Annotated in this window: 24 protein-coding genes and 1 pseudogene; 13 read left to right on the forward strand and 12 right to left on the reverse strand. The window is 42.7% G+C overall.

Features of this window, described 5'->3' with window-relative positions; translation table 11 throughout:
• Positions 1-157: 157 nt before the first annotated feature.
• From V7K35_RS14200 to V7K35_RS14210, 3 genes are all read right to left on the reverse strand, one after another.
• Positions 158-946, reverse strand: coding sequence for a DUF5331 domain-containing protein (locus V7K35_RS14200; protein ID WP_335079941.1), 789 nt, complete (start codon positions 944-946; stop codon positions 158-160).
• 32 nt (positions 947-978) lie between these two features.
• Positions 979-1845: a ferredoxin:protochlorophyllide reductase (ATP-dependent) iron-sulfur ATP-binding protein gene (bchL, locus tag V7K35_RS14205; RefSeq protein ID WP_012410753.1), complete on the reverse strand. Its 867-nt coding sequence runs from the start codon at positions 1843-1845 to the stop codon at positions 979-981.
• A gap of 631 nt (positions 1846-2476) precedes the next feature.
• On the reverse strand, positions 2477-2731 hold the full coding sequence (locus V7K35_RS14210; protein WP_335079943.1) for a TIGR02450 family Trp-rich protein: 255 nt from the start codon (positions 2729-2731) through the stop codon (positions 2477-2479).
• Between the two features lie 445 nt (positions 2732-3176).
• Here V7K35_RS14210 and clpB point away from each other — a divergent pair, with 445 nt between their 5' ends.
• Positions 3177-5795, forward strand: coding sequence for an ATP-dependent chaperone ClpB (gene clpB / locus V7K35_RS14215; protein ID WP_335079945.1), 2619 nt, complete (start codon positions 3177-3179; stop codon positions 5793-5795).
• 77 nt (positions 5796-5872) lie between these two features.
• Here clpB and V7K35_RS14220 read toward each other — a convergent pair whose 3' ends face one another.
• The gene (locus tag V7K35_RS14220; RefSeq protein ID WP_335079947.1) at positions 5873-6430 is read right to left on the reverse strand and encodes an SRPBCC family protein; all 558 of its coding nucleotides are present in this window, start codon (positions 6428-6430) and stop codon (positions 5873-5875) included.
• A 420-nt stretch (positions 6431-6850) separates the two neighbouring features.
• Between V7K35_RS14220 and V7K35_RS14225 the strand changes: the two genes are divergently transcribed.
• The 3 genes from V7K35_RS14225 to V7K35_RS14235 all read left to right on the forward strand — a co-directional run bounded on the left by V7K35_RS14225 (position 6851) and on the right by V7K35_RS14235 (position 8693).
• The gene (locus V7K35_RS14225) at positions 6851-7045 is read left to right on the forward strand and encodes a hypothetical protein (RefSeq protein ID WP_273768556.1); all 195 of its coding nucleotides are present in this window, start codon (positions 6851-6853) and stop codon (positions 7043-7045) included.
• 180 nt (positions 7046-7225) lie between these two features.
• Entirely contained in the window at positions 7226-7390 is a 165-nt protein-coding gene (gene rd, locus V7K35_RS14230; RefSeq protein ID WP_335079949.1) for a rubredoxin, read from the forward strand.
• A 49-nt stretch (positions 7391-7439) separates the two neighbouring features.
• Positions 7440-8693: an NAD(P)/FAD-dependent oxidoreductase gene (locus tag V7K35_RS14235; RefSeq protein ID WP_335079950.1), complete on the forward strand. Its 1254-nt coding sequence runs from the start codon at positions 7440-7442 to the stop codon at positions 8691-8693.
• Between the two features lie 101 nt (positions 8694-8794).
• Here the strand turns inward: V7K35_RS14235 and V7K35_RS14240 are convergent, their stop codons facing one another.
• The gene (locus tag V7K35_RS14240) at positions 8795-9808 is read right to left on the reverse strand and encodes an MBL fold metallo-hydrolase (protein WP_335079951.1); all 1014 of its coding nucleotides are present in this window, start codon (positions 9806-9808) and stop codon (positions 8795-8797) included.
• Between the two features lie 257 nt (positions 9809-10065).
• On the opposite strand from V7K35_RS14240, the gene V7K35_RS14245 reads away from it, so the two are divergent.
• On the forward strand, positions 10066-10254 hold the full coding sequence (locus tag V7K35_RS14245; protein ID WP_335079952.1) for a hypothetical protein: 189 nt from the start codon (positions 10066-10068) through the stop codon (positions 10252-10254).
• 139 nt (positions 10255-10393) lie between these two features.
• Positions 10394-11446 carry a UDP-3-O-(3-hydroxymyristoyl)glucosamine N-acyltransferase gene (gene lpxD, locus V7K35_RS14250; protein ID WP_335079953.1) on the forward strand — a complete coding sequence of 351 codons (1053 nt, stop codon included), beginning with the start codon at positions 10394-10396 and terminating at the stop codon, positions 11444-11446.
• A gap of 665 nt (positions 11447-12111) precedes the next feature.
• On the opposite strand, the gene V7K35_RS14255 is transcribed toward lpxD, so the two are convergent.
• A complete protein-coding gene (locus tag V7K35_RS14255) occupies positions 12112-13017 on the reverse strand; it encodes a CoB--CoM heterodisulfide reductase iron-sulfur subunit B family protein (RefSeq protein WP_334794412.1) in 906 nt (301 codons plus the stop codon).
• Positions 13018-13435: 418 nt separating this feature from the next.
• Here V7K35_RS14255 and acpP point away from each other — a divergent pair, with 418 nt between their 5' ends.
• The 4 genes from acpP (at position 13436) to V7K35_RS14275 (ending at position 17986) form a co-directional block, all read left to right on the forward strand.
• The gene (acpP, locus tag V7K35_RS14260; RefSeq protein ID WP_334794413.1) at positions 13436-13690 is read left to right on the forward strand and encodes an acyl carrier protein; all 255 of its coding nucleotides are present in this window, start codon (positions 13436-13438) and stop codon (positions 13688-13690) included.
• Between the two features lie 348 nt (positions 13691-14038).
• Positions 14039-15289 carry a beta-ketoacyl-ACP synthase II gene (gene fabF / locus V7K35_RS14265; protein ID WP_335079954.1) on the forward strand — a complete coding sequence of 417 codons (1251 nt, stop codon included), beginning with the start codon at positions 14039-14041 and terminating at the stop codon, positions 15287-15289.
• A 252-nt stretch (positions 15290-15541) separates the two neighbouring features.
• Positions 15542-17569: a transketolase gene (tkt, locus tag V7K35_RS14270; RefSeq protein ID WP_335079955.1), complete on the forward strand. Its 2028-nt coding sequence runs from the start codon at positions 15542-15544 to the stop codon at positions 17567-17569.
• 234 nt (positions 17570-17803) lie between these two features.
• Entirely contained in the window at positions 17804-17986 is a 183-nt protein-coding gene (locus V7K35_RS14275) for a hypothetical protein (protein WP_335079956.1), read from the forward strand.
• 92 nt (positions 17987-18078) lie between these two features.
• Here V7K35_RS14275 and V7K35_RS14280 read toward each other — a convergent pair whose 3' ends face one another.
• Together V7K35_RS14280 and V7K35_RS14285 are read right to left on the reverse strand one after the other, a co-directional pair.
• A complete protein-coding gene (locus tag V7K35_RS14280; RefSeq protein WP_335079957.1) occupies positions 18079-18465 on the reverse strand; it encodes a hypothetical protein in 387 nt (128 codons plus the stop codon).
• A 68-nt stretch (positions 18466-18533) separates the two neighbouring features.
• Positions 18534-18959, reverse strand: a complete 426-nt coding sequence (locus V7K35_RS14285; RefSeq protein ID WP_335079983.1) for a hypothetical protein — start codon at positions 18957-18959, stop codon at positions 18534-18536.
• Between the two features lie 49 nt (positions 18960-19008).
• On the opposite strand from V7K35_RS14285, the pseudogene V7K35_RS14290 reads away from it, so the two are divergent.
• A pseudogene (locus V7K35_RS14290) lies at positions 19009-19311 on the forward strand (Uma2 family endonuclease); the annotation flags it as partial.
• Between the two features lie 357 nt (positions 19312-19668).
• The gene (locus tag V7K35_RS14295; RefSeq protein ID WP_335079958.1) at positions 19669-20073 is read left to right on the forward strand and encodes a hypothetical protein; all 405 of its coding nucleotides are present in this window, start codon (positions 19669-19671) and stop codon (positions 20071-20073) included.
• Positions 20074-20261: 188 nt separating this feature from the next.
• On the opposite strand, the gene V7K35_RS14300 is transcribed toward V7K35_RS14295, so the two are convergent.
• The 3 genes from V7K35_RS14300 to V7K35_RS14310 all read right to left on the reverse strand — a co-directional run bounded on the left by V7K35_RS14300 (position 20262) and on the right by V7K35_RS14310 (position 23204).
• Entirely contained in the window at positions 20262-20459 is a 198-nt protein-coding gene (locus V7K35_RS14300) for a hypothetical protein (protein ID WP_442939725.1), read from the reverse strand.
• A gap of 380 nt (positions 20460-20839) precedes the next feature.
• Positions 20840-22384, reverse strand: coding sequence for a hypothetical protein (locus tag V7K35_RS14305; RefSeq protein WP_335079959.1), 1545 nt, complete (start codon positions 22382-22384; stop codon positions 20840-20842).
• 217 nt (positions 22385-22601) lie between these two features.
• The gene (locus tag V7K35_RS14310; protein WP_335079960.1) at positions 22602-23204 is read right to left on the reverse strand and encodes a DUF3318 domain-containing protein; all 603 of its coding nucleotides are present in this window, start codon (positions 23202-23204) and stop codon (positions 22602-22604) included.
• Between the two features lie 270 nt (positions 23205-23474).
• Between V7K35_RS14310 and V7K35_RS14315 the strand changes: the two genes are divergently transcribed.
• Positions 23475-23735 carry a hypothetical protein gene (locus V7K35_RS14315; protein ID WP_335079961.1) on the forward strand — a complete coding sequence of 87 codons (261 nt, stop codon included), beginning with the start codon at positions 23475-23477 and terminating at the stop codon, positions 23733-23735.
• Between the two features lie 289 nt (positions 23736-24024).
• Here V7K35_RS14315 and V7K35_RS14320 read toward each other — a convergent pair whose 3' ends face one another.
• Positions 24025-25659, reverse strand: coding sequence for an iron uptake porin (locus V7K35_RS14320; RefSeq protein ID WP_335079962.1), 1635 nt, complete (start codon positions 25657-25659; stop codon positions 24025-24027).
• Positions 25660-25664 lie beyond the last annotated feature (5 nt).

Here is a 25664-nt window from a genome sequence, read left to right on the forward strand (position 1 = left end):
GATATTTAATGGCAGATCGACCAATTTTAGATTTTAGATTGACAATTTTGGATTGAAGACTGGGACAACAAAAGTATCCTCTGTCTGACGACAATTTCCCTAATTTCTAATCCAAAACCCCGAATCTAAAACTTAAAATTGTGAGGAACGGCAATAATTAAGCGTTGGGGAAGAGACGAGCAATTTCTGATTCATCAAAAACTCCTGCTGGCAGTTCTTCCCCTAAAAAATCGTTGTTTTCTTCAGCCTTTTGCAAGGCTGTTTCATCACTCCAGACATCTGACAACACGTCTTTAAACGCATTCTCATCTAGTGGACTATCTTCAAGCGCCTGATCGTCATCCAGCTTTAGTTCGATTACAGCTGTTGTATCGAAGCCAATTTCCCCAAACTCATCTGCTTCTAAACTAGAGGTTTGGAGAGACTCAGCTTTTGAGTCGTGTCCATTGGATAAGGAAATATCGCCAAAGCCATTTTCGGTTTCTTCCAACTCGCTGATTCCCAGGCTTTGCTCATCGGAATCCAGGATTACCAACTCTTGAACTACCACCACCGATTCAAAGCCGTTTGGATGAGAATGTGTCAATGTTTCATCTTCGGGCTTTTTCTCAATGACAACTGCTGAATCATCTCCGTATTTTTCCGGTTCTGGGTTGATCAGGAAGCGGTTACCGAGAGCAAAATCTGGGTCAAAATGCAAATCCAGCACCTCAATCAGCGTATCGGCGTCAGGATTAAGTTTGGCAAAGGGCAACATTAACTGCGCTAGCTTTGGCTCTAGGGCGTTAACTACTCCCAGGATGAGGTAAGAAGGTGGTCGCTTCCCGCCATCAGGGGTATACACTGATTCCACTTGCATGTGCAGGGTAATCCAGTCTCGATTGTTTTGGAAAAATTGCAACCACTTTTGCTTTAATGAATCTGTAAAGCTATGAAAGAATGCCATATTATTGTCCCCCATCCTGAGAACTTGGTGATTTATACAATCATCAAGTCTAGTTCTTCTTCTGAATTAGGAACCTGGGGTTTACCCGGATTTAGATAAAAATCAGACAACAAAGAGAACAACTCACGATCTGGTGTATCGTTAGGTACAACACCTTCGGGACGCGCCAGAATTTGGTCAGCGATGTTGAGATAGTAGTCGCAAACGTAGTCCAGGGAAGGGTCTTGCTCTGCCATTTCAAACAAAGTCTTACCTTTCACACGGGAAACACGGATATCTTCAATCAAAGGTAAAACTTCTAAAACTGGCATTGGCACAGCTTCTATATATTTTTCAATCAAGTCGCGCTTCGAGGTGCGATTACCAATCAACCCAGCTAGACGTAGTGGGTGAGTTCGGGCTTTTTCACGGACTGAAGCAGCAATGCGATTAGCCGCAAACAAAGCATCAAAGCCGTTGTCTGTAACAATCAGGCAGTAATCTGCATAGTTGAGTGGTGCTGCAAAACCACCGCAAACTACGTCACCCAGAACATCAAAGAGAATTACATCGTACTCATCAAAGGCGTTGAGTTCCTTAAGTAATTTCACGGTTTCACCGACTACGTAGCCACCGCATCCAGCACCCGCAGGTGGGCCACCAGCCTCTACGCAATCAACACCACCGTAGCCTTTATAAATCACATCTTCCGGCCACACATCTTCGTAGTGATAGTCCTTTTCTTGAAGGGTGTCGATAATTGTCGGAATTAAAAACCCAGTCAGGGTAAAGGTACTGTCATGTTTGGGGTCGCAACCAATTTGCAGCACTTTCTTGCCACGTTTAGCTAGGGCGACTGATATGTTACAGCTAGTTGTGGATTTACCGATACCACCTTTTCCGTAGACTGCTAGTTTCACTGTTGTTTGCCTCTTATAGCTTTGTGTCAAACTTGTGGCTCAAACATTTGCCTTCACCTTTCCTGAGATGGCGATGCGTGAGGTCTGTTGATGTCATTATTGGGCAAATTACCTAGAAAAGAAAGTGGCTCTTAATTTGGAAAACGGTCTAATATCATGAATTAAAGCTTAATCATACGTATTTGGAGTTTTATTGACCTCAAAGACTTTATTAGGTCTAAAAAAATTCAATAAACAGTTTTTATTATTTCTTATTATAAAAATAGTTACAAAATAAAAAAACTGTAATTAGCCTTTTTGAATGCTTTTCATAGAATTAGCCGATGGAAGTACAATGTGTTTTCAGGGCATTAGGGCGTAGGGTTAAGGGTAAAGAGAGGTATATGCAGCCCTATGCTGGAAATACTACTGGAATTTGCGTTAGCATAGCTCACCGTTCGCGTAGCGTTCCGCAGGAAAGGTATCGCAGATAAATTGCTAGTTTTCAGTCGGTAGGCACAACCATTTAATTGCTGCTTGAGAGTAAGTTAGTCTGGTTTTGTAAAAAATTATTAAATTTCCAAATTTAGGAGGCGGAGCCTCTTGATGGGCATTCCCAGTCAGAGACTGGGAACGAGGCTAACGAGGCTAATTAGGACACCTCAGTTTCAAGTGCGTGGATTTCCTGTAATGTTTGCCAGCCAGCTTGCCACTGGGAGTTATCTTGTAATAATTTGGCATTTATCCAAAAACGGACTTTAGGATCGCAAGCAGCAACCATTTCGGCGTAAACCCACTTACCCTGATTTTTTCGATTGACAACTTGGAAATGCCGCCAGCCATCAACTTTTCGCTGTGCAGTCCACTTAGAACCAACTAGGTAAGGAAATTTTTGTTTTTTAGTCATTTCTTATTAGTCATTTGTCATTCGTCATTTTTAACCCTGACCCGTTTTTCACTGCCATACAACAAAAAAGGTTATCGGAATTGATGAGTTATATGGCGGTTGGCACGAGATGAGCATTTTCAGGTTGATACTCAATCTGGCAAGATTATAGGCATTACTTCCTCTGGAAAAGTCACTATAGAATATTTGGAGATGAACAGTGCTTCTCAAGTGGCAGCCCGACAATTATGGATTCGCTTGAGTTTGTTTCCGTAGTTGTACAGCACAGCAATAGATGGAAAATCGGAACTAGGGGAAAATACCACTTTTACAAGACGTGAACACCGATCTAGGCGATCGCTATCCTGTTCTTACAATATCCATTGAGAACAAAAATTTTCTTTACTTGGTGTTCTGGTGGTAGCCTGTCACCAGTCGCTGCGCCTCTACGTTCCGCAAAAAGCCTATGCAACCTACTAATCCTAACCAATTTACAGAAAAAGCCTGGGAAGCGATCGCCCATACCCCCGATATTGTTAAACAATATCAACAACAGCAAATTGAAAGCGAACACCTGATGAAAGCGCTGCTAGAACAAGATGGTCTAGCAACTGGGATTCTCACCAAAGCGGGTGTTAACCTCCAAAAACTGCGCGATCGCACCGAACAATTTTTCCAACGTCAGCCGAAAGTATCTGGTAATAGTACCTCAGTATACTTAGGACGCAGCTTGGATACACTTCTAGATCGGGCAGACGGATATCGCAAAGAGTTTCAAGACGAATATATTTCAATTGAACACTTATTGTTGGCTTACGCTAAAGATGACCGCTTTGGCAAAGCTTTATTCCAAGAGTTTGGTTTAGACGAAGGCAAACTTAAAAATATTATTAAACAAGTTCGGGGGAGCCAAAAAGTGACCGATCAAAATCCAGAAGGCAAATACGAAGCACTGGAAAAATACGGGCGTGATCTTACAGAAGCCGCGCGTAAAGGTCAACTCGATCCAGTGATTGGGCGAGATGATGAGATTCGCCGCACTGTGCAAATTCTATCTCGCCGTACCAAAAATAACCCTGTGCTAATTGGTGAACCGGGTGTTGGTAAAACTGCGATCGCTGAAGGATTAGCACAGCGCATTATTGCAGGTGATGTACCTCAATCCCTCAAAGACTGCAAGCTAATTGCTTTAGATATGGGTGCTTTGATTGCAGGGGCAAAATTCCGTGGTGAATTTGAAGAACGCTTGAAAGCAGTATTAAAGGAAGTTACTGAATCTAGCGGCAAAATTGTTTTATTTATTGATGAAATTCACACCGTTGTCGGCGCTGGTGCAACCCAAGGGGCGATGGATGCTAGTAACTTGTTAAAACCAATGTTGGCGCGGGGCGAATTGCGCTGTATTGGGGCGACAACTCTGGATGAATACCGCAAACATATCGAAAAAGATGCTGCACTCGAAAGACGCTTCCAACAAGTTTATGTTGATCAGCCTAGTGTAGAAGATAGTATTTCGATTTTGCGCGGGTTGAGAGAACGTTATGAAAACCACCACGGGGTGAAGATTTCTGATAGTGCTTTAGTTGCAGCAGCCGTATTGTCGAGTCGATATATTAGCGATCGCTTCCTCCCTGATAAAGCCATTGACTTGGTAGATGAAGCCGCCGCGAGATTAAAAATGGAGATTACCTCCAAACCAGAAGAACTCGACGAAATTGACCGCAAAATTCTGCAATTGGAAATGGAGAAGCTATCGCTGCAAAAAGAAAGTGATGCCGCTTCTCGTGAACGTCTAGGAAGACTAGAAAAAGAAATTGCCGATCTCAAAGAAGAACAAAAAACACTGAATACTCAATGGCAGTCTGAAAAAGATATCATTGACAAAATTCAGTCCGTTAAAAAAGAGATTGAACAGGTCAATTTAGAGATTCAGCAAGCAGAACGCGACTACGACCTTAACCGCGCTGCGGAGTTGAAATACGGCACTTTAACCAGTTTGCATCGTCAATTGGAAGCAGTAGAAGCTGAATTAGCAAGCGCTCAAAGAAGTGGTAAATCACTATTACGAGAAGAAGTCACCGAAGGTGATATTGCCGAAATTATTTCTAAATGGACAGGAATTCCGATCAGCAAGTTGGTGGAATCTGAGAAAGAAAAACTGCTGCATTTAGAAGATGAACTACATCGGCGCGTGGTTGGACAAGAAGAAGCAGTCACAGCTGTAGCGGATGCAATTCAGCGATCGCGCGCTGGATTAGCCGATCCTAATCGTCCCATTGCTAGCTTTATCTTCCTTGGGCCTACGGGTGTGGGTAAAACTGAGTTGGCAAAAGCGCTGGCGGCGTATATGTTCGATAGCGAAGATGCGCTGGTGCGAATCGATATGTCTGAGTATATGGAGAAACACGCCGTTTCAAGGCTTATCGGTGCGCCTCCAGGATACGTAGGTTATGAAGAAGGCGGACAACTTACAGAAGCGATTCGGCGGCGTCCTTACTCAGTGATTCTCTTCGACGAAATCGAGAAAGCACACCCCGATGTCTTCAATATCTTCTTGCAAATTCTCGATGATGGTCGCGTCACGGATGCCCAAGGTCATAAGGTGGACTTTAAGAACGCTATTATCATCATGACCAGCAACATCGGTTCGCAATACATTCTTGATATTGCCGGGGATAACGCCCATTACGACGAAATGCGCCGTCGGGTGATGGAGGCGATGCGGAATAGCTTCCGTCCAGAGTTTCTGAACCGAATTGACGAAATCATCATCTTCCACGGTTTAGATAAGAAGGAATTGCGGCAAATTGTGCTGTTGCAAGTGGAAAGATTGCGGCAAAGACTGAGCGATCGCAAAATATCCCTGAAGCTCTCGGATGCTGCACTTGACTTTTTAGCAGAAGTAGGCTATGACCCCGTATATGGGGCGCGTCCACTGAAGCGGGCGATTCAGCGAGAGTTAGAAACTCAAATTGCTAAATCCATCTTGCGCGGCGAATTCAACGACGGCAACACTATTTTTGTAGATGTCCAAAATGAGCGTCTTTCTTTTAGTCGCCTACCTGTTGAGGTATTTACTAGCTAATTCAGTAAGTAATAACCTCCCGCAAAGACGCAAAGTTAAACAAATGCGTCTTTGCGTTTTTTGTGACATTACTTTTACTAATTCTTACAAAGCACTTGTCGCATTTTACGCATATTTGCAGGCAACTCTAAATTCATTGCTTGTTGAATAAAAATTGATGGAATCGGTATAAGAGGTGTAGCTTGCACAGTATAAGCAAGTATTGTACCGTTACCCCAATCTTTTAATTCTAAATTGGCGTGGAAGTCCTCAAAAGTCCCTTTTTCCATGCGAAATTGGATTTGCTGCCCCAGCACTTCCATGACGTTGAGGTAAATTTCAACTTGAGCCGTGAAAAAGAAAAAGGCTTTTTGTGCTGCTTGATACAAATGTTTAACTTCACCTCTGTAGATCACTTCGCTTTTAGTGATGTCGGGAAAATATTGCACCCACCGGGGATAATCAGTTAATTGCTGCCAAACTTGCGATCGCACCATCGGCAAATACATCCAGGCTGTGACAGCGCCACCCCACATCTTGTGCGATCGCGTTTCTACCAAAATTTCACCCTGTACCAGTAACCTTTGGTTGTCTTGACTCCAAGCCATATCTGAACCTGCAATAATTGAGTCTGATATATAAGAAGATGCAGACATAATGATTTTAGTTACTCCTCAACTCATCCACCTAACGGAATTGAAACTACAAGCTATAAAACTTGATTTAGATCCAACCCACTAAATTTTAGTTCCAGTTTAATGCTTATGTTTTCCATAAATAGTGAATTTTCAGTAATTATTTCAGTCACTTTACTGTAAAAACTGTAGTTCTTATCACAATTAACACAATTAATACTTAAGTTAATTTTATCAGAGCAATATTTGGAGATGAAAAACTGCGTTGTTAACAGCTAGAATGGCACAAACACAACCTAATATCAAGCACCTTACCCCAGCGTTTGGATAGTATCTCTATATTTTTACGTGTTATTTCTGATGAAACTGCAAATTCATCGTAACTTCATCTCTTATTATCAATATCAAATGTAATCTCTGTTGAGTTGAGAGGAAAACTAAGTGAGTCAATCTTCTTTAAATCGTAGATTAATCCAGATTTTTGGTATTCTTCTTGGCATTAGTGTAGCTGTCTGGGTACTAAGAGGCTTTGGTATTCTCACATTTATTCCAGGTGGAATTATTTGGCTACTACTACTAGGGGCGATCGCGATCGCGATTATCAGTTACGCCCAAAGGAGATGGTGGCGTATTTAATCTGATTTCTTTTGAGGATAGCTAGGATAATCTCGGAAATTATCCCCAAGGGTACACGCCTTTATTTAATGATTTTCATGCCCTAGTCTCCTCTTAAGAATTGTGGCGTGCCTATTTTGACAGACTGCCAAAAGGATTTAATAGGGAAGCAAGGCCAACAATTTACTAGAGGAAACGAACATGGCAAAGTATATATGTACTGTTTGCGCCTATGAATATGACCCAGAACAAGGCGATCCAGATAGCGACATAGCACCGGGTACAGCCTTTGAAGATATACCAGATGATTGGTCATGTCCAGTTTGTGGTGTCACAAAAGACCAATTTGAATTAGTTGAAGAGTGAAGATAACCGCTAGCCTAGTAAGGTACGTGCTATTGAGAAATTTTAAAACTTGCTACCGTTACGAATCGTAGTTATTGGGGGTGGGGCAGCAGGATTTTTTGGCGCGATCGCTTGTGCTAAAGCCAATCCTGATGCCGAAGTTACTTTACTCGAAGCCAGTCGCCAACCTCTAGCGAAAGTGCTAATTTCTGGTGGTGGCCGCTGCAACGTCACTCACGCTTGCTTTGATGCTGAGGAGTTAGTCCAAAATTATCCCAGAGGGGCAAAAGCTTTACGAGGTGCTTTGACTCGTTTTGGCCCTCAAGATACAGTAGCTTGGTTTGCTGCTGGTGGAGTTTATCTAAAAACTGAAGCTGATGGCCGGATGTTTCCTGTCACCAATACTTCAGAAACTATTGTGGAATGTCTGATTAAAGCGATGGCAACATCTAGGGTAAAACTCCGTATCGGTACACCTGTAACTTCGGTGAGAACTTCCACAGATGGGGGGTTTGATATTTTTCTGAAGTCGGGAGATCCGATAAAATGCGATCGCCTACTTATTGCGACCGGCAGCAGCCCTGTGGGTTATAAAATTGTCCGAGAGTTAGGTCATCAAATTGAACCGCCAGTACCCTCGTTATTTACCTTCAACATTCTCGATCAAAAGTTGCGGGAGTTAGCTGGAGTTAGCGTTAATCCTGCCCAATTGCGGTTATCTGTGGGCGAAAAATCCCAATTACAACAAACTGGGCCATTACTAATTACCCACTGGGGTTTGAGTGGCCCCGCAATTCTGAAGCTTTCTGCTTGGGGTGCGAGAGTTCTGCACGAAAGCCGCTATCAAGCCAGATTATTGATTAATTGGCTGCCCGATTTGCGCCAAGAACAAGTGCGAGAAAAAGTTTTAGCAGTTAAGGATGAATGGGGAAAGAAAGCGATCGCATTGCATCGCGGCGTTGATCTACCCCATCGTCTCTGGCAATATATCATCGCCCGTGCAGGCATTACCACAGAAGACCGTTGGGCAGAAATATCTAGTAAAACCTTAAATCAACTGGTGCAAGAACTTACTCAAGGACAATACTTAACTAACGGTAAAGGAGCCTTTAAAGAAGAATTTGTTACCTGTGGCGGCGTCCACCTCAAAGAAGTCAACTTCAAGACGATGGAAAGTAGGTTAGTTCCTGGTCTTTATTTTGCCGGAGAAATCTTAGATATTGATGGCGTTACGGGTGGGTTTAACTTCCAAAGTGCTTGGACAACTGGGTATTTAGCAGGGGTTGCAATGGCGACTTCCACTACAGGGATTATGACAGCTTAAGAGAGTTTGTAGTAAGCATAGTACTTAGATGAGAACTAGAGCCACCCACTACAAACTTATCAAAATTGTCGATCCCAGCACTTGTACTATATGGCTTGCGGTCACGGCTTTGGATCAAGCTCAGTAACGTGGGCAGTGTATAGAATGGGTATCCAGCGATAGCTATTGCCCACTTTTCTAACGTGACCAAGGCCAGGGAATGATATGTGATCTGAACCCACAAGCACGCCGTTTTTCGCCGCGAAGTCGAGCAGTTGTTCGCGAGTCTGGGCAGCTTCGTCAGGCTTCACGTCGTACTGCACTGTTACTTGAGGGTGGCTGAACTGCACATTTGCAGAGTGGATCGTATCGCCCCAGAGAAACAGCTTATGACCTCGACTCTCTACCAGATACGCTGTATGACCTGGAGTGTGTCCTGGCGCACTCCGCGCCATAAAACCGGGAACTAGCTCCAAGCCTGGCTTGATTTCTACTAGCCGCTTGGCTTCCACGTAAGGATTGACAGTGGTCTGCGATTGCTCAAAGGTTTTGCGGGCGGATATCGGTGCTTTTAGTTCCTCCTTTTTACTTAGCCAGTAGGCGACATCCTGACCATCCACATAGACCGTAGCATTGGGAAACTGCCGCTTGCCACCGATCGACAGGCCTCCAGAGTGGTCGGCGTGAATGTGGGTCAGCAAGATCGTATCTACCTGATCTGCACGGTAGCCGGCAGCCACTATGTTAGCCAGCAACAATCCGCTTGAAGATCCAAACAATTCACCGGCTCCGGTATCTACCAGTACTAAATGCGCTCCAGTGTTGATCAGGTAAGCATTGATGGATAACTCCACCGGCTCCACCTCGTGGTCGGCAGTTAGCTCGTCGCTAACTATACGAGGATCGCTGAGGATCTGATCGAGATGACGGGGCGCTGTGCCATCTGATAACACCGTTACCTCGAAATCGCCTAATTGCCCTCGATAGAAACCGGGAGCCTGCTTCATTATCTTTGCCGGAACTTCAGTAGAGGCGGACATTGCAGAGGCGGACATTGCTACCGAGCCAATGATGAAACAAAAAATAAATAGCATCAGGATCAATTGCCTGAATTTCCTCATCAATAATTTCTCCAATTTGTAATTTATCTTATTAGTATCTGGTGAACGATTGGCATTTGTGTTATTGGCAGCTTTTTCAACTTCATCATTAGACCTCTTGCATAAGTCGAATAGACCCCCCTTAATCCCCCCTTATAAAGGGGGGAAACTTGAAATCTTGCCCCCTCCCCTTTATAAGGGGAGGGTTGGGGAGGGGTGATTCAAGGATTTTTGCAAGAGGTCTATTATGGTGAAATGTCGCCACTGGAGATAATCAACGACTCAAGACGCTATTGAGGCAAGATTTAGCGAAAATCGGCTTATCTTTACAAAGAGAGCCATCAACAGAAGAAAGCGAAGTTTGGAACGGTCTAATTAGCCTCACCAACACGCCAGCTCACCTCTATGCCGGATTTCTCACCACATCTGTTAAAACCTTGTGCGGAGGAGACAAGGGAGACAAGGGGAAATTAGTTCAATAATTCCTCCTTGTCCTCCTTGTCCCCATTCCCTCAAGAAGAGTGAGAAATGCGGGTCTATGTGTCTACAAAATTACTGTATTGGATCGTAAAGAGGGAAAATTATTTTGTAATTGTAGATCAATTTTGAACACACCCAACAATGAAATTCAGCGAAATCCTCCGCCAATTTGGTGATGCGTCCACCAATCATAGCCTGACTAGCAACCCAGACCATGACCCAGAAATTACAGGGGTAGCAGCCATTGATGAAGCTAGCAACGGTACGATCAGTTATGTAGAAGGGGCAAAATTTGGGTCTTTTATCGGCAAGACTAATGCTAGTGCTTTAATTTTGCCCCAGGACGAAAAATTACAGGCGCTTGCACAGGAGAACGGTATTGCCTGGCTAGCAACCCCAGATACGCGATTATTATTTGCCAAAGCGATCGCCCTTTTTTATCAACCATATCGCCCCGTCCCAGAAATTCATCCCACCGCTGTAATTCATTCCACCGCAAAAATTGGTAGCGATGTTTACATTGGCCCCCATGCTGTGATTCAACAAGGGGTAGAAATTGGCAATGGCGCAATTATTCATCCGAATGTGGTGATTTATCCAGATGTTAAAATAGGCGATCGCACCACCTTACATGCCAATTGCACCATCCACGAACGCACCCGCATCGGTGCAGATTGCGTCATTCACAGTGGTGCTGTCATTGGTGCAGAAGGCTTTGGTTTTGTTCCTACCCGGACTGGTTGGTTCAAAATGGAACAATCCGGCTATACAGTTTTAGAAGATGGCGTGGAAGTTGGCTGCAACACTGGTATTGACCGCCCATCTGTCGGAGAAACACGGGTAGGTCGCAATACAGTAATTGATAGTTTAGTGCAAATAGGTCACGGTTGCAAAATCGGTTCTGGCTGTGCGATCGCAGGTCAAGTTGGCATGGCGGGAGGTGTTCAACTTGGAAATCGCGTTATCTTAGCTGGACAAACAGGAATAGTTAATCAAGTGAAGATGGGAGATGGGTCGATGACATCTGCTCAAACTGGAATTCACAACGATGTTGCACCAGGAGAAGTTGTCTGCGGAACTCCAGCCCTTCCTTACAAAGTATATCTCAAGGTATGTGCTGTTTATGGTCGCTTGCCAGATATGTATCAATCGTTAAAACAATTGCAACGTAAATTAAAAAATAGCAATGATTAATAGGAGTTAGTAAGTTAAAAGATAAAAGTAAAAAGAGAAGAAAGACTTAATAAGTTCTGTTTTGCTTTTTACTTTTGCCTTCTCGCACTTGATTTGAGAGAAAGATGAAATTAAAACTGTGTAGGCGTAGCCCATCGCAAACATTGCCTACACATTAACTTAGATAATTGCCTACATTCTCATATTAATTTACCAAAATCAGTAATTTTTGTCTTAAATTCAACCACTGAATAGTAGCAATAAGCTACAGGAATCCGATTTGATTTTTGAACAAAATAAACAAAAACAGCAACATTCAAGCTTAGAACTCGGAAGTTGAGCCTTAGAACTCGGAAGTTGAGCCTTAGAACTCGGAAGTTGAGCCTTTGAACTCGGAAGTTGAGCCTTTGAACTCGGAAGTTGAACCTCTGAACTCGGAAGTTAAGCCTCTGAACTCGGAAGTTAAGCCTCTGAACTCGGAAGTTGAGCCTTAGAACTCGGAAGTTGAGCCTTAGAACTCGGAAGTTGAGCCTTATAACTCGGAAGTTAAGCCTTATAACTCGGAAGTTGAGCCTTATAACTCGGAAGTTGAGCCTTTGAACTCGGAAGTTAAGCCTTTGAACTCGGAAGTTAAGCCTCTGAACTCGGAAGTTGAGCCTCTGAACTCGGAATGTCCGGTTCAGAAGTTAAAATCCTAATTTTTCCAACACTGGCTTTGTGGAAACAACGTGGCGTTCTAAACCCAGTTCTTTTGGACTAACCCCAAGTGCCAAAGCAATCAACTGAGGTAAATGCAACACTGGTAAACCTAGCTTCTGTTCAATCACCTTTTCCACCTCAGGCTGACGCGAATCTAAATTTAAGTGGCACAGTGGACAAGGCGTAACTATACAGTCAGCACCAGAAGTCAAGGCATCCTGAATATGCATCCCCGCCATCTTGAAAGATTGGGTAGTGGCATAACTAGCCAGGGGCCAACCACAACATTGCGTCCGGCCTCGGTAATAAATTGGTGTTGCACCCACCGCCCGAAACATATTTTCCATCGCTTCCGGTTGGAAGGGGTCGTCATAGGGCATATATTTTTGGGCGCGGAGGAGATAACAGCCATAAAAAGCCGCGCATTTTAATCCAGTTAACTTCCGGGTGACACGTTTGGTAATTTCCTCTAAACCGTAATCTGTTACCAAGGCGTAGAGGAGATGTTTAACCTCAGTACTGCCGCGATAAGGTGAACAGCCTTCTTTGTGCAGCAAGCCATTAACCTGTTCAATGTAGGTAGGGTCAGAAGTCTGGCATTCTTTCAGGTGTTCGTTGACGTGACCGATAACACCTTGACAAGTGCTGCAATGGGTAAGTAAGGGCAGATTTAATTCTTCTGCTAAGGCAATATTTCTGGCGTTGACTGTATCTTCTAGCAGTTGGGAATCCTCTTTAAATGTGCCAGATCCGCAGCAAGCAGCTTTTTTAAGTTCAACTAGTTCAATACCCAGGGCTTGGGTAAGCGCTTGAGTTGACTGGTAAAGTTCTCGACAGGCCCCTTGGGCAACACAACCGGGGAAGTAAGCGTATTTCAGGGTGTGAGATAGCATAGAAGTATGTTTGGGTTAGAGCGATCGCTCTAAACAATAACTGTTTTATCATTCCTTGTTAGCACCAAAGTTCTGATGTTTGACGTTCAGCGACCCTTTAAGCGTCTAGGTTAAAAGCCGCAGGCTCGACATATCCTTATTGCTAGCAAGGCTGTAAATACTGATCGAGACATTGTAAAAAAATTTAGCAATAATTGATAAGCAAAGCATTTACACGGTATCAGCGAAGGCGTGGCACGCTTCCCTACCCAAGTGTTAAAAGAAAACTTACCCTATTCTTTTTAGAAGAAAGGTTTTCTAACAGAAAAACCCTTGGCAGTATACGGGCGATCGCGCTTGACGATAAGATGTATATGCTCAAAACAATGTCTCCTCTAAAGAGCAGATCCTAGCAAATGGTTAAGGACTTTTATTATTTATGAGCCAAACGGAACTTTTTGAAAAGGTCAAGAAAATCGTCACCGAACAATTGAGTGTTGACGATCCTACCAAAATCACACCCCAGTCCAAGTTTATGGACGATCTAGGAGCAGATTCCTTAGATACTGTTGAACTGGTGATGGCCTTGGAAGAAGAATTTGATATCGAAATTCCCGACGAAGCTGCCGAGCAGATTATATCGGTTCAAGACGCAGTAGATTACATCAATAACAAAGTTACCGCATCAGCTTAAAAAAAGTTTTGAGTCACCCTTGGGCCTTGGCGTCTCCCCTTCTCACATTGGGAGAGGTTAACGCCAAGGGATAAGACCGCAGTGGCTCCCCTTCTCACATTGGGAGAGGCTAGCGCCAAGGGAGAAGTTGAGATAGCTTTGTCTTGCCCCCTCTGGGCATCTACGGCAAAAACCGCTGCTTTGACTTTTAACTGAGTGCTGAGTAGTTAAAAGTTTAGAAGTTAGAGTTTTAGGAGGCAAAAGTTCGGAGTTTTCTCCATCTTCGGCTGCTTCCAAAACTCAGAACTCAGGACTTGAAACTCAGCACTGTTTAATGCCTGCTGCTTTTTCGCCATTTTTAACTGAATCATGACAGATTATACACGTAAACGCGTTGTTGTAACTGGTGTTGGCGCGATTACACCTATAGGTAACACAGCAACAGAATATTGGAACGGATTATTAAGTGGACGCAATGGCATTGACTACATCACACTTTTTGATGCGTCTCGCCATGATTGCCGGATTGCTGGTGAGGTGAAAAACTTCGATCCACATGATTACTTGGAGCGCAAAGAGGCCAAGCGCATGGATCGATTTGCTCAATTTGGGGTTGCGACAGCAAAACAGGCTCTATCTAACGCCAAGTTAGTTATTAATGAACTGAATGCAGAACAGGTAGGTGTGATGATCGGTTCTGGCGTTGGTGGCATTAAGGTATTAGAAGACCAGCAAACTATCTACCTCAACCGTGGCCCCGATCGCTGTAGTCCATTCATGATCCCGATGATGATTGCCAATATGGCAGCAGGATTAACGGCAATTCACACGGGTGCTAAAGGGCCAAACTCTTGTCCTGTAACTGCCTGCGCTGCTGGCTCCAACGCCATAGGAGATGCTTTTCGTCTCATCCAAGGGGGATACGCCCAAGCGATGATTTGTGGGGGAACGGAGTCAGCTGTCACACCATTATCGATAGCTGGGTTCGCCGCCTGCAAAGCCCTCTCTTTTAGCAATGACGATCCGACTAAAGCTTGCCGTCCTTTTGACCGCGATCGCAACGGATTTGTCTTGGGTGAAGGTTCAGGAATTTTAATTCTAGAAGAACTGCAACACGCCATCAGTCGCGGCGCTCACATTTATGCGGAAATGATCGGTTATGGCATGACCTGTGACGCTTACCATATCACCTCCCCCGTCCCTGGTGGACTTGGAGCAGCTAGAGCAATCGAACTAGCGCTCAAAGATGCCGCCATAACTCCCGAACAGATCAGCTATATTAATGCTCACGGCACTAGCACCCCAGCTAATGATTCAACTGAAACTTCAGCAATCAAAAAAGCTTTGGGAGAACATGCTTATAAGGTGGCAATTAGCTCCACCAAATCGATGACAGGTCATTTATTGGGCGGTTCTGGAGGTATTGAAGCAGTTGCAACAGTAATGGCGATCGCTAATGACCAAATTCCACCGACAATCAATCTGGAAAATCCCGATCCAGAGTGTGACTTAGATTATGTGCCTAACTCTAGCCGCGCTCAAAAAGTCGAGGTGGCAATATCCAATTCTTTTGGGTTTGGCGGTCATAATGTCACACTGGCCTTTAAGAAATACGTCTAAAAATTTCCCATTTTATTGCTAGTCGGCTCTCCTGAGATGACTGTGCCAAAAGTATGATAGATATCATTCCGCTATAACTTAAGCGTTCAGCATGACCCAATTATCAGCTTGATTTATCACCACAAACTCAGGAGATCCCGCTTGTCCATCGACAAGCGGGAGTGGGATGATGAGGATACTGTGGGGAATCTAAAATAACCCCAGCAAGAGAAGCTACCAAGAGTGCTAACCCGTCGTTAAAAACAAGAGATTATGACTGTTGCAACCCAATCCGCCAAAGAATTGTCCGTCGAAGAACTGGCCATTAACTCGATCCGCTTCTTGGCTATTGATGCCGTAGAGAAGGCAAAATCGGGACACCCAGGACTACCAATGGGCGCGGCTCCGATGGCTTTTGTCCTCTGGGATCGCTTTTTGAAGTTTAATCCCAAGAATCCCAAATGGTTCAATCGCGATCGCTTTGTCTTGTCTGCCGGTCATGGCTCGATGTTGCAGTACGCCCTGCTGTTCCTGACAGGCTACGATAGCGTCAGCATTGAAGATATCAAACAATTTCGTCAATGGGAGTCTAAAACTCCTGGACACCCCGAAAACTTCATGACCCCAGGCGTGGAAGTCACCACTGGCCCACTAGGTCAAGGAATTGCCAATGGAGTCGGTTTAGCGATCGCCGAAGCCCACCTGGCCGCTAAATTTAACAAACCTGATAGCAAGATTGTTGACCATTACACCTACGTGATTGTGGGTGACGGTTGCAACATGGAAGGAATTTCTGGTGAAGCTTGTTCTTTTGCAGGACACTTGGGATTAGGCAAACTCATCGCTCTGTACGACGACAACCACATCTCCATTGACGGTTCCACAGATGTGGCATTCACTGAAGATGTTTCTAAGCGCTTTGAAGCTTACGGCTGGCACGTCCAACACGTCGAAGATGGTAACACTGATTTAGAAGCGATCGCCAAAGCAATTGAAGCAGCCAAAGCTGTTACCGATAAGCCTTCTTTCATCAAGGTAACAACCATTATTGGTTACGGTTCCCCCAATAAAGCAAACACTGCTGGCGTTCACGGCGCTGCCCTTGGCGGAGACGAAATTGCCTTGACTCGGAAAAATTTGGGTTGGGAATATGAACCTTTCGTAGTACCCGAAGAAGCCCTAAACCACACCCGCAAAGCAGTTGAGCGCGGTGCAGGCTACGAAGACGAATGGAACAACACCTTTGGCGACTACAAAGCTAAGTATGCCCAAGAAGCGGCTGAATTTGAACGCTACATTAGCGGCAAACTGCCCGACGGCTGGGATAAGGTACTACCCACCTACACACCCGAAGACAAAGGACTGCCCACCCGCAAACACTCAGAAACTTGCCTCAACAAACTGGCGGCAGTTTTACCTGAATTAATTGGTGGTTCGGCTGACTTAACCCACTCCAACCTTACCGAAGTCAAAGGCAAAGGCGACTTTCAAAAAGGACACTACGAAAACCCCAACATCCACTTTGGTGTACGGGAACATGCTATGGGCGCAATCTGTAATGGGATAGCGCTGCACAGTTCGGGATTAATTCCCTACGGTGCTACTTTCTTGATCTTCACAGATTATATGCGTGCTGCCATCCGCTTATCCGCCCTTTCCCAAGCTGGCGTAATTTGGGTGATGACTCACGATTCCATTGGACAAGGTGAAGATGGCCCCACGCACCAACCCATTGAAACTGTGGCTTCCTTGCGAGCCATTCCTAATTTAACGGTGTTTCGTCCCGCAGACGGTAACGAAACCTCTGGCGCTTATAAAATAGCGATCGAGAAAGCGAAGCAAAATGCTCCTACCCTGTTGGCATTCACCCGTCAAAATGTCCCGAACTTGGCAGGTACATCGGTTGAGGGCGTGGCAAAGGGTGGATACACAGTGGTGGATAGCGAAGGTACACCTGATATCATTTTGATTGCCACTGGTTCAGAATTGAGCCTCGCCGTCAGCGCAGCCGAAAAACTCACGGCTGAAGGTAAGAAAGCCCGTGTTGTGTCGCTACCTTCATGGGAACTTTTTGAAGCACAGGATGCGGCTTATAGAGAGTCCATTTTGCCGAAAGCTGTTACCAAGCGTTTGTCTGTAGAAGCTGCTAGCAGTTTCGGTTGGCACAAGTACGTAGGTACTGAAGGCGATTGCGTTAGTATTGATCGCTTTGGTGCTTCGGCTCCAGGCAATGTTTGTCTAGAGAAGTTTGGCTTTAGTGTTGATAATGTGTTCGCTAAGGCTAAACAATTGTTGGGTTAATAGCAACAGAATATTCTCAAAATTTTGTGGGGTGGGCATTTTGTCCACCTTTTTTTTACGCAGAGGAGCGCTGAGGATGATTGTTTATAATATAAGATAATTATTTTATAAATAGAGAGAATTATGCCATAAGTTGCTAATTATCATCAAGAACTGAGTAAGTATATATCACCAATCGTTGAAAAGCTAATTAAAGGTTATAGCTTATATCAAGTTAAGTTAAACCAACAGGAAATGATAGAAATATTGGTAGAACTCTTTAGGCAGTTATCACAAAAAGAAATGAGAGCTATTACCGAGCATGAACTGACACGCAGAATTGATAAGATTCTTGTCTTAGAGGCTGTTTCTGGTACGTTAAATGATTTGACCCCAGAGCAAATCAAAATGTACGATGAAGCAGTAAAGCGAAAATAACAAAGTGACTTATTTTCTAGACACAAATTTGGATCATACAGGGAGGTTGCTACTCTATTTTCTTGTAGCCACCACCCTACACTACTAAGTTGCTACGCTATAAACTCATTTAAGACTTCTAAAGTTGTTACTAATTTCTCTTCTTCCCTTCTAAGTTGCTCTGTCTCCATCCTAACTTTGTGCAGCCTTTGCATAAGGTTATATTGAACGCTTGGTTCCTGCTCAACAAAAGTTAGAACAGTTGGTTCACTAATTGGTAACTCTATATTATAAATATATTTTGCAGCACGAGAATTAAAATATACTATCTTTCTAACTAGTCTCTTCTTTTCAAGAACAGAAAGGGAGCAGCTCACAGACTCATCACGGCGATTCAAGCGTAGAGCAATTTCCTTATAATCCCATCCCTGATCAGGGTGTTGGGTTAAAAATTCTATAATTTTGTACTGAAGAGTTCCTGGTTTTAAATTAGCGTTCATTATAATTACCTAATTCTATAGGTTTGGACTTTATCTATTATATATATAAACAAAGTTTAGAAAGTAAGTCAAGTATCTATATTATTTTTTTCTAGATTTAGTTGAGCTTCCAATACTTCTATTGCTGATTTGAGCTTTACTTGACGCTCTTCTAGCTCTTCTAGCTCTTTCTTTAGTTTATTTAGTATGTTCACTAAGGCTAAATTTGGTCTTTCCTGATCTGTGATGCTCTCCTGAACACTTTCATTGTCTAGCTTAACCTCGGATGAGTTAGCTTCTATATCTATAGTATAGGAGTACTTTGCTGGATGGTCGTTAGTCTTCTGAATAGAACCATTTTTACAGAGAACTGATAGAGTACCACTGGTAGAACCAGCAGTTGCGGCAAGTTCATCAGCTATCTCGTGAAAAGTGAACTTTTTATCAGGATTGTCTCTAAATAGATTAAGTATACGCGCTTGGAAACTTCCTCTCTTTGCTCTTTTCTGTTCCAATTGTCTACTCTATTTATTAATTACAAACCTATTATACTATATTATAGTTCCCTTCTATGGCATTTATGAAGTGAAGAAAGTTAGTGTCCAGGTGTATCAATTGCTTAGGGGTGAATATCAGCTAATACCTGCCAATGAACGCGGACATTATCCTATTGAACCGATGGGTGTAGAATTAGGAATTTGGCAAGGCCGCTATTAAAATCTAGAATTACCCTGGTTGCGCTGGTGGGATAATCAGGGTAATTTGCTACCAACAGGATGGGAGCGATCGCAACAAGCAGAAGTACAAGCAGAACGCTTGGCTACTAAACTAAGAGAATTAAATATTAACCTTGATGAGTTAGTTTAATTATTTTGGCAACTATCTTTAGATAGATAGGGTAAATACTATGCGGTAGATCATCAGAAATCCCTTGCTAGTAATGAAAAAATGCAACTTTCATCCCGAAAAGCCTTAATTGCATCTTTGATTGATTTTGTCAATATGTAATCTCCGGCATTGCTGAAGAAATCAGCAAGGCCTTCTCTAGACTGAATCTATATTCATGCTTTCAGTGGATGCAGTTATGGCTTTGCAAATGCGATTATATATATGTACTCGAACAATAAGTAGTTGCTGTTGCTCAGATAAGAAAATTCAGATTTTATTCGACTTTAGTAACTTTGGTTTTTAGCCAATTGTTTGATGTTTTCAAAAGGTAACACAATGAATAATATCCTCAAGCGCACACTTCTCCCTAGCCTCATGGCTGCAAGTTTAGCTGGTGTCACCCTAGTTCCAGCAAAACCAGCTGCTGCTGATGACCAAGTACTAAGAGATGTAGGTATCGGGGCTGTTACCAATGTAGTAACAGGAGCTGTTAGGGGACATGGTAGTGTATTAGGCAATGCTGCAAAAGGTGGTGTCACTGGTGCAGCTGTCAATGGTGCAAATGGTCTGAGAAGCCGTCACCATCGTCGTAACCGGAACCTTGGTCAAGATGTTGGAGTCGGTGCAGGGGCTAGCGCATTGACTGGCGCAGTTACTGGTGATGGCAGACATACCGTTGGCAATGCTATTGATGGTGCAGCTGTAGGTGGAGCAATCCATCTATTAACCAATCACAAATAATTCCTAAATTCATTGGCTGAAATACTTTCCAACCGTTAACGAACTTATCCCTCCCTAATTCCTCTGCTTCCTAAAAGGAGCAAACCCAACCTCCCTTCCCTACTAGGGAAGGGAGGTTGGGTGGTTGAATTTATATTGAGATAGATGCCACCGTCAATAATGGATGACGTTACACTTAATAGTAAACTCTAGCCCTTCAACGCCTTTCTAAAGTTTCGACGATAGGATTGATTTGTAATAAACAAAGCTGGCCATAGCAAAGCTAAACCAATGCGATTGGTCAAAGTTGGATTAAAATTAGTCCGCCCAAACCCATTCCAAAACTTCCAAACGCCGCCTCCGTAAACTACTATCAATACAAAAAAAATAAAGTTACCCATTCCCATCAACTCCGTTAGTAACTGACAGAATTTAAGTTAAGTTTTACCACACGAGGTAAGCACTTCATAACCAACACCGAGAAAGTATGACAAAACTCCTCACTCTCTGACACCTAAGTCAGTTAAACATACATTCTCTTATTCCAGTGTAGATTAGCCTCCCGCGTTGCAGCTAGTTATCAATGGTGGCAAGCTAGGTCAAAGGACGTAAAAGTGTTATTTCTGGGGTGTTTTGGTGATACATGTTGTTTGTATAACAATCAAGCCTTTAGTTTCTAAGACAGAACAGGGCTGTAAAATGCCAAACAGAAGCTTTAATGAAATATCTTTTGCTATATATTGCCGCAATCTGCCTGAGAACTCCAAAATTCTGTGGCGCATTATCTTTATGCTTCATCTACCCAATAAAGATAATATCGTTCACTATCCACCCAGCCTCTCTTAAAATCTTTAATCGGAACAATCTTCAAGTCATTGCGGTTAACATTTAGTTTTTTATTTAAAATCAGCAAAATTTTCTTTTGGTCATCTTGATTTTTGAGTAGAGAATTAATTTGGCTTAATATCTCAGCCTCTTCAACATCTTGGCGGCCTTTTTTAAATAGGGTAAAGCTACCCATTTTTTGAATCTCAGGATAGTAAAACTTTCGATTGAGATAACCCGATAGAGGAGCCATATTTGCATCTCGACTGGCAACAATAAACTCATTATCTAACCCAGCTTTTTGAAGATATTGAGATATTTCCCGGCTGGCAGAAAATGGTACAACTAAATCTCTTGAAAAACTATAAATGCCTCCTAAAAACTGGACATAAAGAATTAGCATAAAAGCGATATTATGCCATTTTTGAACGAATGTAATTGAATTTGGACGAATAAAAAGCTTATTGAGTAAAACTCTAGAGTCTTGATAATAACTTCCCAACCATAAAGCCGCTATCAGAATTAAATAGAAATGTCCAAAATGCCGAGGCATACCAATAAATCTAAAGTATGTAAAGGCAAATATTACACAATTCCCTATAATGTAGAAAAATAAAGCAATTGGCTTTTTAGATAATTTAATCAGGGTTAAAATTACAATAAAGAGAGCAATTATCGTACAAACAATTAAATCCAGCCATCTTTTGTGTTGAGGAATGATTAATAAATAACTACCAAATATTCTACCTATGCTTTTCAATAAATGACGGATATCTAATTGTATTACCCAACCATTATTTAACCCACCATAAAGATAACTATCTATCGGCGGAGTAATAATATAAAGGGATAAAATAAAAGAAAATATGATAATTAAAATACTTAAAAACAAATCGTATTTTTGGCTTTGACTAAAATACTGCTGGCGATGTTCACTATCAAAACTGAATTCAGCTAGCAAAGTCAATAATAAAGAAAATGATACAAGCAAACCATAAGCACTACTATTTGCTAATAAACCCAATAAAATGGCCAAATAAGCATAAGTTATTTTTCTTGATGAAAAACCTGTACAAAAAGCAAAAATAAACAACATACTAAAGGCATAGTTTCGAGAAATTAAAAGATATTCATAAAAAGGAAAGAAACCAAAGGAAAACAGAAACTTTTGTTGATAGTTAAAAGGGCTATATAGACAAAAAACAGTAACTGAAACAACAGTAATTGCCAAATGAAAAATTTGCATAATAATAGGATTATCCACTATTTTTCTCAGAAGTGCCAAAGAAAAATACCATAAAACAGGATGACCTTCATAATGAATATTTGCAACTAAATCCCCTAAAGATTTACTATCTCTGACAATAAGCCAGGGATTTAGTTCATCTCTCCACATCGAATGGTTGAGAATACCTATTAAACCAAAAGTTGCAAAAATAATGATAATAAACCAAGGAGAATGAAAAGAGAATTTTGAAGTATATTTGATAAGTTTTTCGTTTAACATTGTTAGTTAAAAATAAAATTTGTTTGGATGAAAGTTATATAGCAATATAGCAATCATAAATGAGTTGTGAAAACTATCGTAGACGCGCAGCGGCTTGCCGCAGGCTACGGCTAACGCCTCTGGTCTGGTAGAGAAGTCACCTTCTCTACCAGACACTACGAGACGCTTTGCGTCTCGTAGAAAAGAGAATAAAAGAAACAGATCATTCTCCTGATTTCTACTTATAACTTTCTGGCATACCCACTGGTGACAAACCTGCGATCGCTCGTAAGTTTTGGCAACGAATCAACTCAGTAAAATTTAAACTAGAACGCCCTTCAATTTTGGCTACCGCTTCAATTGCAGATAACAGATGCTGCGCTGCTTCAACTTCTGAATAACCGCGCCGCTGTGCTATCCGAATTGCTGCTGCATCGGCATTTAACTCTGACTCTTGAGATTTGTTAGTACGCCAGATCCGAAAAGCAGCGATCGCACTTAATCCCCCAGCTACGGCTACACCCACCACATCTGACTGTGCTGCTTCCATGAATCCGCCTAACAGCCCCGCCACCACCACACCTTGATAAATGTCGGGTTTAAACCACTTTACCCCCGTCAACCAGCTAACCATGTGCAACAGCAGCAAGTCTCGTTGCGGCTTTGTCAAGCGACGCCACAAATCAAAATTAATGTATATCGGTCGCGCCTGATTCCACGGTTGGGGAAAGGAGGCGTCAATTACTTTTGCCTGCTCTGGTTTACTAACGACTTTTGTCGTCATCCGACCAGAAGCAGGCATCACATCTAACAAACGGCGAATTTCAACATTTGGCTCCATAAATTTAATTATTAGCCATAATGTGCATGGTAACTATTATAGTTACCATTCGTGTTAACCTTTGATTTATGACATCCTTTAGCAGTCTTTAAAAATAGCTGTTCTATTGTTGAAAACCTCTACAAATTGCGATTTGTGAATAGACCAGACAAAGCAATAAAAATATTGATTAAGCAGTTTGATAGTGTGACGGGATTTTATGGTACGGTTTGCCCCCAAGTTAAAAACCTCAAAGTTTTGGATAACCATTGAGACTATACTTGTAAATACATGGACGTTTTTGCTCCCCTCCCGCCTGAATGGACGAATAAGGCAATACATGCCTATGAGTTTTGCTGTCCTAGCTGCCACTCAAGTAGCCGAGAAGCTGAAAAAGTTTGGCTAAATCGGCGATCGCCTGTACTTACAGAAGACCGTCGTCGCAAATGGCAAGAGTTCTACTATTGTCACTGTGGTTCTGTATGGTGGGCTTGGAGTAGCGATCGCCCCCCAATAGATATATCTAATCAGCCAGATTATAATCCCACATAGGAAATATGACTGGCGGATGAATAATCGGCGTTTTTGCACCCCCGCCAAATTTTCAATTTGGTGGTCTTCAATTCCTGCGCGGTCTGAATCCCTGACTTCTGAATTCTTCTTCAATTCTTGGAAATCCCTTATTAATCACTAGACATATCCGCAAATGAGTATCAAAGCCTTGTACAGCAAGAGTCAAAACCTAATTTTCGGATAAGTCTACTGTGAATAACAAACAAAAGCCCACTTTAAAGTGGGCTTTTGCTGACCTAATTCTGAACTTTGTTTACCATCACCAATTTTAGAAGGTGAAGGTAGTACGTAGAGTGCCTACGTATTCAGTGTCGTTAGCATCGTTATGCTCTGGATTGAAGATTACCAACAAGCCAGGGGTAACTTGAATATTATCGGAAACCTTAAACTTGTAAAGACCCTCTAAGTGATAAGATTTATCGTCATCTAAGTTAGTATTGGCGGCGACATTTTTTATGCTACCACCAGTAACTCTGGGTGGTTGACCAAAGATAACACCTAAGACGTTACCTTTTCCACCAAAGTCTCTCAAAGCAAGCGATCCAGCCCAGTACCAAATATCTGCGTCTCTACCTGCATTAGCACCAGTAATAGCATCAGCAGTTGTATAACCTCCCCAACCACTAATAGCCAACTTGCTAAATTGGAAGGTAGCTTCTACACCGTAGTTATTGGATTCGGTACGAGTGTTATTCCCAAAGGGATTGTTGGCAAAAGTACTACCTGTACCTTGGAAAAGGTTGTTGTTAACATTATTGTTAACAAGATTAGTTTGATAAGTGCGGGCGTAGGTTAGACCAATGTTAAAGGCTTTGGTGGGTTGGAAAGATAACTGACCAAATATAGCGTTATCACCATCCAACAGCCCATTATTAAGGGTAGGATCATTAGCAGTCCTAGCTATATAAGCACCAGTCAAGCTGATAGGGCCATTAGGATTGAAGGTAACAGTCAAACCAGCGCCACCTTGACCTTGACGATATATGGGGCTGAAACGTCCATAGCGGGAGAGCGCACCTCTAGCAGAGCTAGCAAAGTCAGGGTTGAAGGTATTAACGTTTTCGTATAACTCAGCATTAGTAGCATCAACTTTGATCCGCACTGCATTATTAAAGTTGAAAGCATAGTTGATTTTATCGATTACAACAGAGTTGTTGTTATTACCGTCAAAGCCCAAGCGGGTCATGTTAGTACCGCTCACACCAGCATTAGAGATGGTGTTGTTAGCATTCAGACGAATTTGCAACTGGTCTTTACCAGTGAAACTGCTCAATAAGTTCAAACGAACGCGGTCAGAAAAGGTGGTGTTAGAATCCAAGTCTTGAGTCGGATTACCACCAGGAACTGCTCTATTGTTACCAAAAACATCAGACACGGCGAAAATTGCTTCTCCAACCAACTTGGTAGTAGTGGAGAACTGATTTGCTTCCAACTCAGAAGTGCGAGCTTCTAGTCCATCTACACGACCGCGCAGGGTTGCTAATTCAGCCGAATATTCTTCTTGCAAACGCTGTAAAGTAGTCAGGTCTTGTTTAGTGACCAAATCGGCAGTAGCTGTAGCAATCAGTTCGTTAACCCGATCTAAACAGGCATTCAAACCTGCGGCAAATTCATAACGGGTCATAGCCCGGTTCCCACGATAGGTACTGTTGGGATAACCTGCAATACAGCCGTAGCGCTCAACTAAGGATTGTAAAGCTTGGAATGCCCAATCTGTGGGCTGCACATCCGAAAATTGCGAAACTGATGTTACCTGACTCATGCTATTAGAGTCTTCAGATAACTGGGCAACATTTGTTACCTCTTCGTTTACTTCAGCGGCCAAAGCACTATTGGCAACGAAAAATGTCGCAGCAAGAATAACCGGACTAACCTTAAAAAGATTCCAGAATCGTTTTGTCATGTTTT

This window comes from Nostoc sp. (assembly GCF_036917275.1).
In the GTDB taxonomy this organism is placed as follows: Bacteria; Cyanobacteriota; Cyanobacteriia; order Cyanobacteriales; family Nostocaceae; genus Nostoc.